The 15,648-nt window shown below is 46.3% G+C and carries 16 protein-coding genes; 9 read left to right on the top strand and 7 right to left on the bottom strand.

Annotated elements, in window-relative coordinates:
- Window positions 1-122 precede the first annotated feature (122 nt).
- The 3 genes from H3H32_RS01890 (at window position 123) to H3H32_RS01880 (ending at window position 3,533) form a co-directional block, all read left to right on the top strand.
- Window positions 123-911: a phosphorylase family protein gene (locus H3H32_RS01890; RefSeq protein WP_182460989.1), complete on the top strand. Its 789-nt coding sequence runs from the start codon at window positions 123-125 to the stop codon at window positions 909-911.
- A 13-nt stretch (window positions 912-924) separates the two neighbouring features.
- Window positions 925-1,869, top strand: coding sequence for a metallophosphoesterase family protein (locus H3H32_RS01885; RefSeq protein WP_182460988.1), 945 nt, complete (start codon window positions 925-927; stop codon window positions 1,867-1,869).
- Window positions 1,870-2,102: 233 nt separating this feature from the next.
- Entirely contained in the window at window positions 2,103-3,533 is a 1,431-nt protein-coding gene (locus H3H32_RS01880; RefSeq protein ID WP_182460987.1) for an amidohydrolase family protein, read from the top strand.
- 36 nt (window positions 3,534-3,569) lie between these two features.
- Here H3H32_RS01880 and H3H32_RS01875 read toward each other — a convergent pair whose 3' ends face one another.
- Together H3H32_RS01875 and H3H32_RS01870 are read right to left on the bottom strand one after the other, a co-directional pair.
- Window positions 3,570-3,971: a hypothetical protein gene (locus tag H3H32_RS01875; protein WP_240543631.1), complete on the bottom strand. Its 402-nt coding sequence runs from the start codon at window positions 3,969-3,971 to the stop codon at window positions 3,570-3,572.
- 50 nt (window positions 3,972-4,021) lie between these two features.
- Complete coding sequence (locus tag H3H32_RS01870) at window positions 4,022-5,686, bottom strand: ArnT family glycosyltransferase (RefSeq protein WP_182460986.1); 1,665 nt, start codon at window positions 5,684-5,686, stop codon at window positions 4,022-4,024.
- 37 nt (window positions 5,687-5,723) lie between these two features.
- Between H3H32_RS01870 and H3H32_RS01865 the strand changes: the two genes are divergently transcribed.
- The 6 genes from H3H32_RS01865 to H3H32_RS01840 all read left to right on the top strand — a co-directional run bounded on the left by H3H32_RS01865 (window position 5,724) and on the right by H3H32_RS01840 (window position 10,959).
- The gene (locus H3H32_RS01865; RefSeq protein WP_182460985.1) at window positions 5,724-5,876 is read left to right on the top strand and encodes a hypothetical protein; all 153 of its coding nucleotides are present in this window, start codon (window positions 5,724-5,726) and stop codon (window positions 5,874-5,876) included.
- A 16-nt stretch (window positions 5,877-5,892) separates the two neighbouring features.
- Window positions 5,893-7,551 (top strand): glucose-6-phosphate isomerase, encoded by a 1,659-nt coding sequence (gene pgi / locus H3H32_RS01860; RefSeq protein ID WP_182460984.1) that lies wholly within the window; start codon window positions 5,893-5,895, stop codon window positions 7,549-7,551.
- A 192-nt stretch (window positions 7,552-7,743) separates the two neighbouring features.
- Window positions 7,744-8,637 (top strand): porin family protein, encoded by an 894-nt coding sequence (locus tag H3H32_RS01855; RefSeq protein ID WP_182460983.1) that lies wholly within the window; start codon window positions 7,744-7,746, stop codon window positions 8,635-8,637.
- Window positions 8,638-8,800: 163 nt separating this feature from the next.
- On the top strand, window positions 8,801-9,685 hold the full coding sequence (locus tag H3H32_RS01850) for a hypothetical protein (protein ID WP_182460982.1): 885 nt from the start codon (window positions 8,801-8,803) through the stop codon (window positions 9,683-9,685).
- 140 nt (window positions 9,686-9,825) lie between these two features.
- A complete protein-coding gene (locus tag H3H32_RS01845; RefSeq protein ID WP_182460981.1) occupies window positions 9,826-10,392 on the top strand; it encodes a precorrin-2 dehydrogenase/sirohydrochlorin ferrochelatase family protein in 567 nt (188 codons plus the stop codon).
- A gap of 18 nt (window positions 10,393-10,410) precedes the next feature.
- Window positions 10,411-10,959, top strand: coding sequence for an NADPH-dependent FMN reductase (locus H3H32_RS01840; RefSeq protein ID WP_182460980.1), 549 nt, complete (start codon window positions 10,411-10,413; stop codon window positions 10,957-10,959).
- An 8-nt stretch (window positions 10,960-10,967) separates the two neighbouring features.
- Here H3H32_RS01840 and H3H32_RS01835 read toward each other — a convergent pair whose 3' ends face one another.
- The 5 genes from H3H32_RS01835 to dtd form a co-directional block, all read right to left on the bottom strand.
- Entirely contained in the window at window positions 10,968-11,300 is a 333-nt protein-coding gene (locus H3H32_RS01835) for an MGMT family protein (protein WP_182460979.1), read from the bottom strand.
- Window positions 11,301-11,318: 18 nt separating this feature from the next.
- Entirely contained in the window at window positions 11,319-11,885 is a 567-nt protein-coding gene (locus H3H32_RS01830) for a DUF3109 family protein (protein WP_182460978.1), read from the bottom strand.
- A gap of 87 nt (window positions 11,886-11,972) precedes the next feature.
- Window positions 11,973-14,324 carry a LysM peptidoglycan-binding domain-containing protein gene (locus H3H32_RS01825; protein ID WP_182460977.1) on the bottom strand — a complete coding sequence of 784 codons (2,352 nt, stop codon included), beginning with the start codon at window positions 14,322-14,324 and terminating at the stop codon, window positions 11,973-11,975.
- Between the two features lie 39 nt (window positions 14,325-14,363).
- Entirely contained in the window at window positions 14,364-15,005 is a 642-nt protein-coding gene (locus H3H32_RS01820; RefSeq protein WP_182460976.1) for an O-methyltransferase, read from the bottom strand.
- A gap of 96 nt (window positions 15,006-15,101) precedes the next feature.
- On the bottom strand, window positions 15,102-15,554 hold the full coding sequence (gene dtd / locus H3H32_RS01815) for a D-aminoacyl-tRNA deacylase (RefSeq protein WP_182460975.1): 453 nt from the start codon (window positions 15,552-15,554) through the stop codon (window positions 15,102-15,104).
- Between the last annotated feature and the right edge of the window lie 94 nt (window positions 15,555-15,648).

Genomic DNA, 15,648 nt, shown 5'->3' with positions numbered 1-15,648 from the left:
AAATAAACAAGGTAGTGTTGCCAACCGCGTTCACATATCGTTAATGCAGCGCACTTTCTAAGTTACCCGGTTTTCATAACCTTTGTGGTTTCTAGTATAAGCTCAACCGGCATCTCGACTTCATGACCACGACAACCCCGCATCTTACCCCCGGATTACTGTTTAACAACAAGCAATTACCTTCTCGCTGGGCAGCAGCACAGGCCGCCTTTATTTGCTTCACACCTTTCCCTGCCGGATTTGAGCCTTATGTAGTCGAAGTCTCCTCGGAGCGTTATTTCCTGCATTCACCCTGTAGCGAAGTTCGTTTTTGTGCCTATGAGGGTATTTCCTTTCTTGTTATTAGCGAGGTTTACGGTTTTGAAGTAGGCTCGACTACCGTGGAGGAACTAGTGTATTATGGCATTAGCACCATTATTGGCGTCGGGTACGTAGGCGCCTTCAATGGAGCACCCATGGGGCAGCGATTTATTGCGTCTGCCGCCATGTCCGATTTACCCCTCGGTCAGCACTATGGCGTTGGTGCTTTCGAATTGACTCACCCTGAAACCAGTTTATACCAGACCTTAAGTACGCTGACAGCCGTCGAAGAATTAGATTGGCCTCATTATACGGTCTGGTGTTCCAACAGTTTGTACCGTGAGTATCCAGCAACCATTCTGGCTATGAAAGCCCACGGATGCAGCGTGGTTAATATGGATACAATATCGATCTATGGCGTAGCGCCCCTGTGTGCCAAAGAGTCGGGGTTGAACGTTCGGTATGTGTATGTGGGAACGGTTACGGATGCCGTGAGCAAAGAAGGCACGAGTGGAGAAAGTGACCTCATGGAAACCATCACCAGCTATGCCCGGCAGCCACACGACGACCTAGTCACCTATCTGGTAGAAACGCTTTTGCCCGAACTATAGCGCACCTACCCGAATGAAACGACGTACGTTTTTAACTACTGGACTTGCCGCTTCTTTACTTCCTGACCATCAAGCAATTCCACAAGGGAATACGCAGGCAAAACGCGCTATTCGGATTGCTCATATCACAGACATACATATCGGTCCAGGAAATCGATCAGCTCAGGGCTTTGCCAAAGCCCTGCAATTTATCAATTCACTATCCGACAAACCCGAACTTATTCTGAACGGTGGCGACTGCATCCTCAATGCGTTAGAAACAGATAAGGCCGATGTGAAAGCCCAATGGCAATTGTGGCACTCAGTTCTTCGTCAGGAGAATAATATACCCGTCATGAGTGCAATTGGCAATCACGATGTATTTGGGTGGTTTATGCCCAACGACACGTTAAAAAACGATCCTCTTTACGGCAAAAAATGGGCGCTTGACGAATTAGGCATGTCAGAGCGTTATTATAGTTTTGACCGTCAGGGCTGGCATTTCATCGTTTTAGACAGCATTTACCAGACCCCAAATCCGGCCGATCCAGAACTTGGCCTGGCCGGACGTTTAGATGATCAACAAATGAGGTGGTTAGCCAATGATTTAGCCAATACGACTCGCCCAACCTGCATTTTGTCGCACATTCCCATTCTGTCGGCTTGTTATCAATTCTTCCGGTTCGAAACAAGAGCCGGTAATCAGATACCCGCCAGCCTGCTCACCCACACCGATTCGCTTGAGTTAAAAAACTTATTTAAGCAACATTCTCAAATTAAGCTCTGCATTAGTGGCCACCTTCACATGCAGGAAGAATTAACGTATCTTAGCATAAAGTACCTCTGTAACGGATCAATAGCTGGTCGGCGATGGATAGGGCCATTTCAGGAATTTGAGCCGATAGTGACCATAATCGACCTTTACGAAGATGGGCGAACACAACACTATTGGTACGACTATACAAAGGCTCCTCGTTAAAAAGTTACATGATTCTGCTGTCAGTACTCGACATTATTGTACTACTACAGGAAATTCAAGTTCGATTTAGAAACCGCTTAGATTTCCTGTGTTCTATTAAAATTGTATAGTTTTTGTCATTCCGACGCAGGAGGAATCTCAAGTATCATGTTAGGCAAGCTTGAGATTCCTCCTGCGTCGGAATGACAAAAGTAAGCTAGCAATGAAATAGCCTAATAAATTAAAAATCAATTATGACCACACGAATACTCGTCACTTTCTTATTGTTTCTCAAGATCAACTTTTCCTTTTCTCAATCGGCAGCTACTTATTTTGAGCGAATCAGAAATGATGAAGCTTCCTTAACGGCTTTTTTTACACAAATGCCCAAAGGTGGCGATTTACATCACCATTATAATGGCTCTATTTATGCTGAGTCGTATATTGATTATGCGATTTCTAAAGATTATTTTATCAATAAGAAAACAATAAAAATTTCCGAACAAAAACCATCGGGAGACGACTGGGCTCGACTATCAGAATTAAAAGCGGAGGGTACATTACCCGAATACAAACAGAAGTTATTTCAGAAATGGTCTATCAAAGATTATAATCATATTGACTATCCATCAGACAAATTATTTTTTGAGACGTTCTCTTATTTTGGTCCTGTTAGTCGAGCCGAAGTAGATAAAGGATTATTAGAAATTAAAAACCGTGCGAAAAAAGAAAATGTCAGTTATATAGAAACGCTTTTTGCCTATGCTCCCTGTACAATAAATTTGAGCGATCTGGCAAGTTCAACAACGGCACTCAGAAACTACCAGACTACAAAAGATACCGTTTCCTGTTTACGATTACTGGATTCACTGTATACGCAGCTACAAACGAAAGGCATACGCGAATGCGCAACTAACGTTATTAACCAACCACTTACAAAATTACATAACGAGCTAAAAATCGACGACTCCCAGTTTACGATGCGGTATCAGAGCTATGTTGTCCGTACCGTTGAGCCTCTTGACGCCTTTAAGAGTATGGTCGTCGCCTTTGAATCGGCAGCCGCCAGCCCTCTAGTCGTAGGCGTTAATATTGCCGCACCCGAAGACAACGAAGTAGCCTTAAAAGATTATTGGCTGCATATGGTTATGTTCAACTACTGCCATTCCAAATACCCAACCGTAAAATACACCCTGCACGCAGGTGAGTTGACACTGGGCTTGGTAAAACCCGAAGAATTAACCTGGCATATTAATGCTGCCGTTTATTTAGCTGGTGCCAATCGAATCGGGCATGGCGTCGACATTGCCCATGAAGCCAATTGTTATGATCTTTTACGGTATATGAGTAAGCAGAAAGTAGCTGTAGAAATAAATCTGTTTAGTAACGAATTTATTCTGAAAGTAAAAGACGATAAACACCCTATTAGTTTATATAAAGAGTTTAACGTCCCTATGGTTATTTGTTCCGATGATGCCGGTGTATTGCGTACTAATTTGACCGATCAATTTGTCCTATTGGCAAAACGGTATAAACACATTTCGTACGAAAACATTAAGAAATTCGTCTTCAATAGTATCGAGTACAGTTTCATTAAAGAAGAAGCCATAAAAAAAGCACTTCACGCAGATTTGACACAACGATTTACCAAATTCGAAAAGGCAATTTTGAGCATTCAGCGATAAGGTTGTTATCAATTTTACGGCTACCAAAACCCGTTTTCACCTGGCCGTTACCTGAACTATGTAAGTTCGGATTGTTTGTCCGCTGCCTGCCTGATTCAACGGTTTCGTAGTGAAGATTACGTTGGCAGTACCTACAGTCACCCCTTTTATTTGAAAAACCATTGGGGATTTTTTGTTAGTAAGCGTATCGACCGCTGGCGCAAGTTGGGGTCGGGAAACTTCTACGACTTCCTGGTTATCGGATGTGCCAATTAACTCCGCAGCGCTATCACTCTCAGTAGATAAGGATACTTCTTTGATCTCGCCAACAGAAACACGCAACTTTTTCTGAGGTCCAGAACTCGGCAAACTGCCTTTACTACAGGATATACATGCAAGTACCAGCCAGAAGAGCGCAAACGCTCCAGCCGTTTTCGGGGCTCTGTGAGAAGTAGTCATGCTGCTATAACCACCTAGTTCCGCCAACAGTTTTAAATCTGCACATTTACTCACTTCGCCTTTCGCCGATAAAAAACGAATCCATTTTCCTCTCCTGTTTTTCGAACGTCAGGAAGCGAATCGAGCAGGGTTGGCTCCTCAGAAGCATGGCGAATGAATAAAACGTCTTTATCGATTTTGCCTTTTAGTAACCAATCCAGGTTGTATTCATTAGGATTCGTAACAGGTTGTTTTCGCGTATAGAAAAAGGGGCCGTAGCTATGATAACCGTAGGTTTTCACGTATACATTCTGCCCCTGAGCCCGCTCAAAAAAACGCATAGCGGCATCCTGTGAAATTCCTTCGATACGACCAATGAATAACCAGAGCGTGAACGTTACGAACATCGCTACACCAATGAAAAGTGTTACTGAAGCACGAGCCATTTCGCGCTGATTATACCAGATCAGGGCCAGGGCAATAATAATCAGTAGCCATACACCCGGAAATGCTTCCCAGCCGGTCCACTCTACTTTGGCGTTCAGGTTCCCCTGAGTAAACGCATCCTGATCGGCCGCAGCCTTCACAATATCCATACGTCGGGCCAGAAACGGCAGACCCGCAATAGCGGCCACATAAATTCCACCGATAACCAGCAAACCTGCCCGCATCCAGTTGTTAAACTGAATTTTACGCTCTTCCAACTGTAGGAGTGTCAGCGCAGCGAAGTACGTCAGGGGAAAATAGCAAAGCGACGAATAATGGACGATTTTCGATTGAACAATGCTGAACAGAACCAGTACTATCCAGAACAAAATCAGCATCCACCGCCGAAACTCGCGCTGGTAGTTTCGTTCGATAAACAATGATCCAAACGCACGGATTCCGAAGATTGACGCCGGAAAACAACCAACTAACAGAATAATAATATGGTAGCCCGGAAAGCCAACATGACCCGCATCGGGCGTACTGAATAACCGGATGCTATAAGCTATAAATTCGCGCACCAGCGTTGGTCCGTTCAGATAAATATCGAGGCCATACCAAAGCAACGAACCCGCCGAGGCCGCTGCCGTAAAGGCCAGAAATTGCAGCGGAGTAATGAACCACCGGAAACGATTCAACATCCAGTACGTAACCAACACTAAGCCCACAATCAGATAAGCTACGGGGCCTTTGGTCAGAATGGCCAGGCCCAGTACAATGCCACCCAGCAAAATATAGGTCCATTCGCTTTTGGGTACGGTCATGGCCCCGCCCAGTCGTTCGCGCTTCCAGGAAGCAAAAATCACATTGACCAGGCTGACGAAAATAAACAGATTAAAAAATGGGTCGATGATCCCCGATCGAAAATAAAGATGCGGTAATACGGACCCTAAATATGCCAGCGCCCACAAGAACCCGAACCGATGCCCATGTAGTTTTTTGCCGATATGATAGAGATAAACCAGCGTAATGATCCCGCAGATTGCATTCGGTAAACGGGCCGAAAACTCGTTGATCCCGAAGACATTCATCATCATCGACTGGAGCCAGAAAAACAAGGGTGGTTTTTCGTAAAACGGCTTAAAATCAATGTGAACGTGCAGATAGTCGCCCAGCACAATCATCTCGCGGGCGCATTCGGCGAAGTTGATCTCATCCCAGTCAAACAGTCGGACGCCCCCCAGGAATGGGATAAAAAATAAGGCCCCTAAACCGACCAGTACCAGCGAATAGAAAAGTTTTTGATTCATTAATGGGTGTATTGATGTCAAAAAACAACGATCCCGAATGGAAAAGGAGCGTAAAAATAGCCGAAAAAAGATTGCCGGGATTCACGATATTCGCGCCAGTGAAATGAGTTTCGAGTTTCAGGTTCCAAGTTCCGGGGTAGCTGACACGTCAGTAACGCTGGTGACAGTTGACCTGAAACTTAGAACCTGAAACGTAAAACCTCCTTATGCTCGCCAATCATCGATTTACCGACTTACCGGCTTATGCCCAACTGCAAGCTCATTATGATGGTCTGAAAGATCGCCATCTGCGTGATTTGTTTGCCGAAGACCCAGAGCGGTTTAATACGTTCAGCCGTCAGTTTGAGGATATTCTGCTCGATTTCTCGAAAAACCGCATCACCGCCGAAACGTTGAGCCTACTTGTACAACTCGCCGAACAGGCTGAGTTAAAGAGTGCTATCAAGAAAATGTTCTCGGGCGATAAAATCAACCGGACTGAAGATCGCGCCGTATTACACGTTGCCCTGCGCAATCGTTCCAACACGCCTATCTTGGTGGATGGTGCCGATGTTATGCCAGATGTCAATGCAGTGCTGAACCACATGAAATCCTTTACCGAGCGGATTCGGTCGGGTGAATGGAAAGGTTACACAGGTGAAGCGATTACCGACGTCGTCAATATTGGCATCGGCGGTTCGGACCTTGGCCCCGTTATGGTGACCGAAGCACTGAAACCGTATGCCGATGATAAAAAACTGCGGGTGCATTTCGTTTCGAACGTCGATGGCGTACACATCTACGAAACGCTGCAAACGGTCAAGCCCGAAACTACGCTGTTCCTGATCGCATCGAAAACGTTCACTACGCAGGAAACCATGACCAATGCCCAAACAGCACGTCAGTGGTTTTTAGATGCCGCCAAAGACGAAGCCGCTATTGCCAAACACTTTGCCGCGCTATCAACCAATCAGAAAGATGTGGAGAAATTCGGCATCGATCCCGACAATATGTTCGGTTTCTGGGATTGGGTTGGTGGTCGTTACTCGCTCTGGTCAGCTATTGGTTTATCCATTGCGCTCTATGTCGGTTTCGACAAGTTTGAAGAACTGCTGGATGGCGCTCATGCAATGGACCTCCATTTCCACGACACTCCCCTCGACCAGAACCTGCCCGTTATTTTAGGGCTGGTGGGTATCTGGTACAACAATTTCTTTGGCGCACAAACCGAAGCCATTCTACCCTACGACCAATACATGCACCGGTTCGCGGCTTATTTCCAGCAAGGCGATATGGAAAGTAATGGCAAATCGGTTGATCGGGCTGGTCATCCTGTTGATTATCAAACGGGTCCAATTATCTGGGGCGAACCCGGCACCAATGGTCAGCACGCGTTTTACCAGCTCATTCACCAGGGCACTAAATTAATTCCCTGCGATTTTCTGGCACCAGCCGTGAGCCAACGGCCCATTGGCGAGCATCATAAAATTTTAATGGCCAATTATTTTGCGCAAACCGAAGCGCTTATGAACGGCAAAACGGAAGGCGAAGCGGCCGAAGAACTCCGCAAAACGGGCAAAAGCGAAGAGGAAATCAAAGCACTGACCCCATTCAAGATGTTCTCGGGCAATCGCCCTACGAATTCTATTCTGTTCAAGAAACTGACGCCTTACACGCTCGGCAGCCTAATCGCCATGTATGAGCACAAAATATTCACACAGGGCGTTATCTGGGACATTTTTAGCTTCGATCAGTGGGGTGTTGAATTGGGCAAACAACTAGCCAGCCGAATCCTGCCTGAATTACAGAATGATGAGCCTATTAGCTCACACGACAGCTCGACCAATGGCTTAATGAATGCGTTTAAAACCATGCGAGCCGCGTAACTCTTTTGTCTCTACTGAAAACAGAGTCATGAAGAATTTAGAGAAATCGTTATCGGTTCTTACTGAGGGTTTTGTAACTCTTCGTTTATTAAAATTGAAATAGTTCAAAACATTGCTTGGTAACGGCCTGTTAATGGGGTGTAATTTCGATTACACCCTTTTTTATTTATACACTCAACGAGAGAACAAGTTATGAAAAAGCAATTTTCCCTCCTGGCAGCTTGCCTGTGTGGTATCGGGTTCGTGAATGCCCAAACCACACCCACGTATTCGACAACGAGTACAACAAGTCCTACGTACACATCGCCAGTTACGACTGATAGTACGAACTCGATGAACAGCAGCTCGACGATGGACAACAATTCTACGAATAGCAATAATTCTACGAATAGCAATTCGTCGACTACGAACAGCACCTATTCAACGAACAGCATGGCAAGTCCTGCTGATGGTACAACAACGACCGTTTCAACGGAAACCTATTCGACCACGGATCGGCCAGAACGCACCAAAGCGAAAGATTACAAAAACTTCGTCTTTGGTATTTATGCCGGTTTGAACTCAACTAAACTAAAAGGCGAAACAACGGGTGGCGACATCTCGGGCCGAGTAGGTTACCAGGCTGGTTTCTTTGTGCGGGGTGGTGGCCGACTCTTCGGTCAATTAGGGGCTGAATACTTTGCCTCTAGTTCAAATTATTTCACGAAAGGTGATGGTCAGACAGCTAGCCAAATTCAGGATCAGATCAATATTCAGTACGTTCAAATCCCGGTTTATATCGGTTATAAACTGCTGCAATCAGATCGGGGAATTTCGGCTATTCGCTTGCAGGTTGGTCTTGAATATGCCAATCGGATCAGTTCCAGCAGCGGTAATTTCAACCTGACCAATGCCGAAATCAAAAGCGGTACCTTTAATGGTCTGGGTCAGCTAGGGTTTGATATTGGTCCGTTGCTGATCGATCTGACTTATCACTATGGCTTAAGCGATTCGATCAAAAACCCAACCAATGGTAACACAACCTCAACAGGTTTTGCCGGTTCGCAACGTCGTATCCTGAGTGCTAGTGTAGGATTTAAATTCTAAAGCTGGCTTAGCGCTGCACAGAAAAGCCGCCTTTCAACGAAGGCGGCTTTTTTATAGCCAGTGGCCAACTAAAATGGCTTGCAGACATGATTACACAAACATTCCTCCATATAGGCGGTTTTAGAATTGAATCTTGGTATTCATTTACTCAACTCAACAGGTTATGAAAACGTTAACAAAAACAGCTTTACTTGTCGCAGGGGTCTGTAGTACGAGTTTCGTATTAGGCCAGCAAAATTCCTACAACGACCGATACGATTACAACCGGAACGATAGCCGCGATCAACGGCGTTACAACCAGCGTGATGAACGCCAATTCAACAATGCCATTGACGAACGGCGCGAGTATAATCGTCGGAATGAAGAATATCCACGCTACGACAACCGCTACGAAGGCCGTATTGGCGACAATCGCCGGTTCGATGAACGTGATCTAAGCAAGGCCTACGACGAGGGTTTTGAAGATGGGCAACGCAGCCAGGATGTATCTGAACGTCAGGAACATCGCGAGAAATACAAACACTTTACATTTGGCGTTTATGGTGGGGCCAACTCAACCCGTTTCGAAGGAGAAACAGTCGATGGTAAGAACTTGACAGGTCGATTGGGTTATCAACTGGGCTTCTTAGTACGGGCCGGTGGTCGAATCTATGGACAGATTGGGGCGGAATACCTGACCTCCAGTTCTCAGTTCTATAAAGCAGGCGATGGTCAGAGCGTTAGCGATATCACATCCAACATCGATCAGCGTTATCTGCACATTCCAGCGTATATCGGGGTGAAGCTGGCGCAATCGGAACGGGGCGTATCGGGTGTACGGCTGGCTTTGGGTGGTGAATATGCTACGCCACTGGGCACCGACAAAAACGATTTCAATCTTAATAATGCTGACTTTCAGGCAGCAACGATCAACGGTCTGGTTAACCTCGGCTTCGATGCAGGCCCAATTATGCTGGACTTTGTTTACCATTATGGATTTGCCGATGTGTTGACCAGCGGTAACAGCAAACGTCGAATTCTGGGCGTAAACCTAGGGTTCAAGTTTTAAAAAAGTCGTCAGTCATCAGTCGGGTAAGTTTATTTTAAACTTGTCATACACCCCATCAGTCGATAGTCGTAAGTTTGTTAGTAGAAGTAAGTTGGTCTATCCCTCTTATAACTAGCGACCTACGACTATCGACTTTTTGTATGAATACCCTCTTCCCTATTTTCCTCAAAGCTGAGAACCTGCATGTGCTCATTGTAGGTGGAGGTTATGTAGGTCTGGAAAAACTGAACGCTTTGCTAGGCAATTCGCCTGAGGCTCGGGTTACGCTTGTAGCGCCTGACATCCGGGACGAAATTCGGGAGATGACGCACCTGTTTCCCAAACTCCAATTGATTCAGGAAGCTTATCACGAAATTTATCTGTCCGACAAAGATTTAGTCATTGCCGGTACGAACGACAAAGCCGTTAACCAACAGGTGCAATCCGATTGCAAACGCCATCGAATTTTGGTGAACGTAGCTGATACGCCTGATTTATGCGACTTTTACCTGAGTTCTGTGGTCAAGAAAGGCGACTTGAAAGTTGCTATTTCTACCAACGGCAAATCGCCCACCTTTGCCAAACGATTCCGTGAAGTACTGGAAGATATTCTGCCTGATAGCTTACAGGAAACCCTGGATAATCTGACCGCTATCCGGAATCAACTCAAAGGCGATTTTGTCCAGAAAATGGAGAAACTAAACGAGATTACGAAAGTGTTGCGATAGGTACTAGTCCCAACACGCATGAACATTCTGGCCATCTCGGGTAGCCTGCGGGCAGCCTCCACGAATACATCGCTCCTGCGAGCCATCGCCAACTTAGCCCCATCGGAGGTAACAGTCAAACTCTACGACGGGCTTGACGATCTTCCACATTTCAGTCCCGAACGCGATACCGATCAAGCGCCCGAAGCGGTAAAAAGTCTGCGCACTCAACTTCGAGAAGCCGATGCCGTAATCGTCTGTACTCCCGAATACATTCATGGTATGCCGGGTGTTCTGAAAAATATGCTCGACTGGATTGCTTCATCGGGCGAGTTTGTGCATAAGCCTACGGGCATTATCAGCGCTGGCCCTTCCGATACAGGTGGCATGCGGGCACATGCTGCGCTATCGCACACGCTGGACGTTCTTATGGCGATAACGCCCGGAAAAGCGTCACTGATTGTACCTTTTGTCAAGCAAAGATTAGCCGCTAACGATCAATTAACCGACCCTGTTCTGGCTCAGGAATTACAAGATGTGCTATCGGTCTTAGCGAAGCTAGTTGAGCAGCAAAAACAGGCGGCTTAAAACCTCTCTTACAAAGCCAGTTCAACCGCAGGGTCCCAGAAAACTTTTTTGAAGTCAACGACTTTATCGTTTTTAACCTGAACACCTTCTGCTTCCAGAAGGCGCTGCATAACATCAGGTTCACCAAAAAAGTGTTTGCCTGATAGGACGCCCACACTGTTGACGACCCGGTGTGCGGGCACATCAGGTCGATTGTGACAGCCATTCATGGCCCAGCCGACCATTCGAGCGCCCGCCCGAAGACTTAGATAGCGGGCAATCGTGCCATAATTCGTCACGCGACCTTTGGGGATCAGTCGTACTACTTCATATACCTCTTCAAAATAATCGCGTTGTTCCATGAGCAAACGGCAATCCGTTTATTCTTTTTCTTCAATTGCTTTCGACAAGCGATTATACCATTCCTCGCCATAAGCCCGAATAAGCGCTTCGCGAACAAATTTGTAGATGGGGACATTTAATTGCTCACCAAAGCTACAAGCTGGACTACAAATTGGCCAGCGGTCATAGTTGAGAGCATGAAACGCTTCATATTTGGTAACCCGAATCGGGTACAAATGACAGGAAATCGGTTTTTTCCAGTCGACTTTACCATCATTGTAGGCTTCTTCAATAGCACATTTCAGAATCCCTTTATCATTCCAGGTTGCGTAAACACACTCCCGGCCACCAACCGTATTCGTTACAAAGCCGTCAAAACCGTCGGATTCATAACCCCCTCGTTCTTCAATAACTTTGATCCCTTCGGGCGAGAGATAGGGTTTTATATCTTCGTAGATGCGATCCAGAATCAGATGTTCATCGCCTTCTAAAGGTGCGCCCATGTCACCCTCAACACAACAGGCACCTTTACATTTATCTAAGTTGCAAACGAAGAATTTTTCAGCAACATCATCGCTGATGCAGGTATTATTAATCAGAATCATAGCTTTTTAATGTAAAATGGAGAATGAATAATGTAAACTGCGGGAAAATAGACTTTACACTATTCATTCTCCATTATTCATTTTTCATTAGTTTTTCATAATCTTAATTTTCTGCCCCAGCTTAACCCCAACATCCGGCAAATTATTCCAGGCCTGAATCTGCTCGATGGTTACCCCGTATAGCTGCGAAATACGGAACATGGTTTCCCCCTTTGCAACGGTGTGATAGGTTACTGATGATTCAGTGGGCGAAGTCGTTTTAACGGTTGACGAAGGCTGCACAAGCCGTCCACCCGGTGTAAGCTTAATCGTCAGTTGCTGACCTACTTCAAGCTTATCATTTGCCGTTAGATTGTTTAGTGAGAGCAGTTCATCAACAGTCAACCCATATAATTTTGAGATGCTGTAATAGGTTTGCCCAGCCTCAACGGTATGTGTATTCGCAGAACGATTTGCTGCCGGAGCCGACGGGGTAACTGTCTTAGGCTCTGAGGTTGTCGTGGCAGGCACAACAGGGCGCGTTTCTACCTTGGCAGCTGGGCGAGGAGGAGCTTTCGTTGGCGGTACGGCAGATGGTATGGTCAATGAACCATCGGCCTGCTGTTCACGCGGCCCTTCGTACTTCCCAGACTCTGGCCGACCCATATCGATGTCGGCTGCGGGAGTCAATTTAGGCTTTGGGGCAGTTGCATATGTATCCGACGGTTTGGCTTTCGGTGTACTCGTTGGGGTACTAGCCGTTTGATCTCGCTCGGGCATCGTGGCTACTGGCACCGATTTGGTTGGCTGTGAGCCATCAGGCGTACGAACAATTACGACGCGCTGCGAACCATCCGAACTACTCAGCGTCGAACTACTCGCGACCGGTACTGATCGGCTATTGGTTGGTTGCGTAGCTGGTCGGCTTACTTCTGGTCGAGGAGCTGTTGCGGGTTCCGATGTACCATCGTTTGGCGTTACGCCACCGCCTATCAGTTTAGGTTGGTATAATTTCCGTTCCGATGGATTTCGCGGCACAGCGTCGCCACCGCTCACCGTTCGAGGAGCCCCACCCACTGTGGTGTTAGCAGCCACTTCCGCCCGGCTAGGCGTCGGGGTCTGATCGTAAACAGGAGGAGTTGGCGCGTTAATAATTTCGACAGGTTTGTTACTTGGTCTACGTTCGCGAAGCCACATCACCCGGCCTGTTGCCAGTTTCTGCACTCGATCCAGGCGGTTATAACGCATCAGCTTTTTAAGCCTGATACCATACCGTTGCGAGATACTACGAGCTGTTTCGTCTTCACGAACCGTATGAAAAGGAACCAGCGCTTTTTTCCGTTTCTTTGCCAGATAGTATACATCGTTGACAATAATCGGATCACGATCGGTCATATCGTTATAGCGTAAAAAGCTAGATAGGCTAACCTTTGACTTCCGCGATAACGAGGCCGCATTGTCGCCTGCCTGAGCCTGAATACCCGGCAAGCCGTTAATCTCATACAAAATCGGATCGTTTTTGCTACTTAGGCCCGTAGTAACCCGACGTAAAACGGGAAACCCAACATCGTTCTGGACAAAATCAGGCGTCTTTTTCGAGTCTACGTTCACAATTTTCTGCCGGACATCGTTGATCTGATTGCTAGCCACCGGCACAGCCATCACATAAACTTTGTCGGTTGGCACAGCATCGCCCAAAACCCAGCGGTTATATTTTCGTAGCTCAAACTCATCGACGTTTAATTCCTCGGCAATATTCTTTATGCTTTTACCTCCTCCACTGGGGTACTCAATCAGCGCAAACCGATTGCTGGTCTGGTGCGTTTGGAGTGCGTTTTCTATGGCAATTTTATGGGCGAAGAAGCGCAGAATATACCGATCCGTACGACCATCAAGCGCTACTTCACGCGCATACGACCAATCGGGTGGAATCAGTTTGGCAATGCCACCCGCACCAAGGTAATAGGAATAGAGCGATGCAACCCAGTTGTTGAATTGAGCGTTACTCCGCTTCAAATATTTGGCCGCTCCATGTGTTGAACCTGTAATGCTCTTTCTTTCATCGACAACATCATCTACGCGCATACCATTATCCATAGCGGTTTCGCGCTTAAACTGCCAGTACCCCACCGCTGTCGACGACGATACGGCATCGGGTGTAAGTGAGCTTTCCTGAACGGCGAGGTATTTAAAATCGGTAGGCACATCTTCGTCAATCAGAATCGCTTCGATCATAGGGAAATACAAAACCACCCGATCAAGTTTCGCGGTCCAGTATTGGCGGTTCGCCATCAGTGCGTTGACATCCTGCTGCACGATGCGCCGGGCATCGGGGTCTAACTGTACCGATATATCGGCAAACGTCAGTTGCTCCGGTACCGTTGGCACGCTCGTTTGTGCCGACGCCATAAAGCCTGTAAGCAGGAAGAATAGGGCAAGGAACTGAATTCGTTTTTTCATAAATCGTACCGCTACGGCGGCTCATTTTCTCAATCGCACTTATCGTTTTCGCATCACCATAATCCCGTCTCGCACGGGTAAGAGCACATTTTCTACGCGCGAATCATCCTGTACTTTTTGATTAAACGCCAATACACTCATTGTATCAAGGTCCGATGGTTTTACTGGTTCAACAACCTTGCCACTCCACAAAACATTATCGGCCAGAATGAAGCCACCGGGCCTCACTTTTTCGATAATCAGATCGAAATAAATCGAATTGTTGCGTTTGTCAGCGTCGATAAATACCAGATCAAACGTTTCATTGAGCGTTGGCAGTATATCAACGGCCAATCCAATTCGAAAATCCAGCTTATCCTGTAAGGGAGATTGCCGCCAGTACGATCGGGCAAAATCTTCAAGTTCTTCGTTATGATCGATGGTAATCAATAGTCCATCGTCCGTTAAGCCTTCGGCCAGACAAAGGGCTGAGTAGCCCGTATAGGTTCCAATTTCAAGAATTCGACGGGGGCGAATCATCCACGAAATCATCGATAAAAAACGACCTTGCATGTGCCCCGACAACATGCGGGGCGCCATAATGTGAGCGCGGGTATTTCGATTGAGTTGGTACAACAACTCGCTTTCGGGAGCGGTGAACGCTTCGGCGTAGGCGCTTATGTTCGAGGGTAAAAAATCCATTCGGCTATTTACCTGTACACGCTGGTTTGGCAACAGGCAAGGGCTGGTTACAGTAAAAGTAACGTATCGTTAGCATAAATCGGTAATCGAACCAGGCTAAATCCGGTTTTTCGAGTCTATTATAATCGTAACCGGTCCATCGTTAAGGAGCGACACCTTCATATCTGCCCCAAATTCTCCGGTCTGAATAGGTTTACCCAAGTCGGCGGTTAATTGGGCAATCATGGCTTCGTAAAGCGGTATAGCAATTTCCGGACGAGCTGCTTCGATAAAACTGGGTCGGTTTCCTTTCTTGGTATTGGCATGAAGTGTAAACTGGCTGATCAGTAATATATTACCATTAACAGCCATTAAATCAAGGTTCATTTTCCCATCATTATCACTAAAGATTCGCATACCAATTATTTTTCGACTAAGCCATTCTACATCTTCGCTAGAGTCGGTATGAGTTATACCCAATAAAATTAAAAAACCGGTTTCAATTTGTCCTTTAATCTGATTATCAATAGAAACCGATGCGTTTGAAACACGTTGTATAACAGCAATCATATAAAATTTCAAAAAACTTGCGAGAGCAATTTACAAGAAAATAGCAGGATATAGCCTGGTTCTTTTTGGGGTGAGTGAGCATAAGTTAGCGAAA

It is taken from the genome of Spirosoma foliorum (genome assembly GCF_014117325.1).
Classification (GTDB): domain Bacteria; phylum Bacteroidota; class Bacteroidia; order Cytophagales; family Spirosomataceae; genus Spirosoma; species Spirosoma foliorum.
The sequence above is the reverse complement of the archived record's forward strand: the minus strand, read 5'-3'. Positions and strand labels throughout refer to the sequence as shown.

Coding starts and splice junctions, on each gene's coding strand:
- H3H32_RS01890 (WP_182460989.1), top strand. CDS start 123: ATGACCACGACAACCCCGCATCTTACCCCCGGATTACTGTTTAACAAC.
- H3H32_RS01885 (WP_182460988.1), top strand. CDS start 925: ATGAAACGACGTACGTTTTTAACTACTGGACTTGCCGCTTCTTTACTT.
- H3H32_RS01880 (WP_182460987.1), top strand. CDS start 2,103: ATGACCACACGAATACTCGTCACTTTCTTATTGTTTCTCAAGATCAAC.
- H3H32_RS01875 (WP_240543631.1), bottom strand. CDS start 3,971: ATGACTACTTCTCACAGAGCCCCGAAAACGGCTGGAGCGTTTGCGCTC.
- H3H32_RS01870 (WP_182460986.1), bottom strand. CDS start 5,686: ATGAATCAAAAACTTTTCTATTCGCTGGTACTGGTCGGTTTAGGGGCC.
- H3H32_RS01865 (WP_182460985.1), top strand. CDS start 5,724: ATGGAAAAGGAGCGTAAAAATAGCCGAAAAAAGATTGCCGGGATTCAC.
- pgi (WP_182460984.1), top strand. CDS start 5,893: ATGCTCGCCAATCATCGATTTACCGACTTACCGGCTTATGCCCAACTG.
- H3H32_RS01855 (WP_182460983.1), top strand. CDS start 7,744: ATGAAAAAGCAATTTTCCCTCCTGGCAGCTTGCCTGTGTGGTATCGGG.
- H3H32_RS01850 (WP_182460982.1), top strand. CDS start 8,801: ATGAAAACGTTAACAAAAACAGCTTTACTTGTCGCAGGGGTCTGTAGT.
- H3H32_RS01845 (WP_182460981.1), top strand. CDS start 9,826: ATGAATACCCTCTTCCCTATTTTCCTCAAAGCTGAGAACCTGCATGTG.
- H3H32_RS01840 (WP_182460980.1), top strand. CDS start 10,411: ATGAACATTCTGGCCATCTCGGGTAGCCTGCGGGCAGCCTCCACGAAT.
- H3H32_RS01835 (WP_182460979.1), bottom strand. CDS start 11,300: ATGGAACAACGCGATTATTTTGAAGAGGTATATGAAGTAGTACGACTG.
- H3H32_RS01830 (WP_182460978.1), bottom strand. CDS start 11,885: ATGATTCTGATTAATAATACCTGCATCAGCGATGATGTTGCTGAAAAA.
- H3H32_RS01825 (WP_182460977.1), bottom strand. CDS start 14,324: ATGAAAAAACGAATTCAGTTCCTTGCCCTATTCTTCCTGCTTACAGGC.
- H3H32_RS01820 (WP_182460976.1), bottom strand. CDS start 15,005: ATGGATTTTTTACCCTCGAACATAAGCGCCTACGCCGAAGCGTTCACC.
- dtd (WP_182460975.1), bottom strand. CDS start 15,554: ATGATTGCTGTTATACAACGTGTTTCAAACGCATCGGTTTCTATTGAT.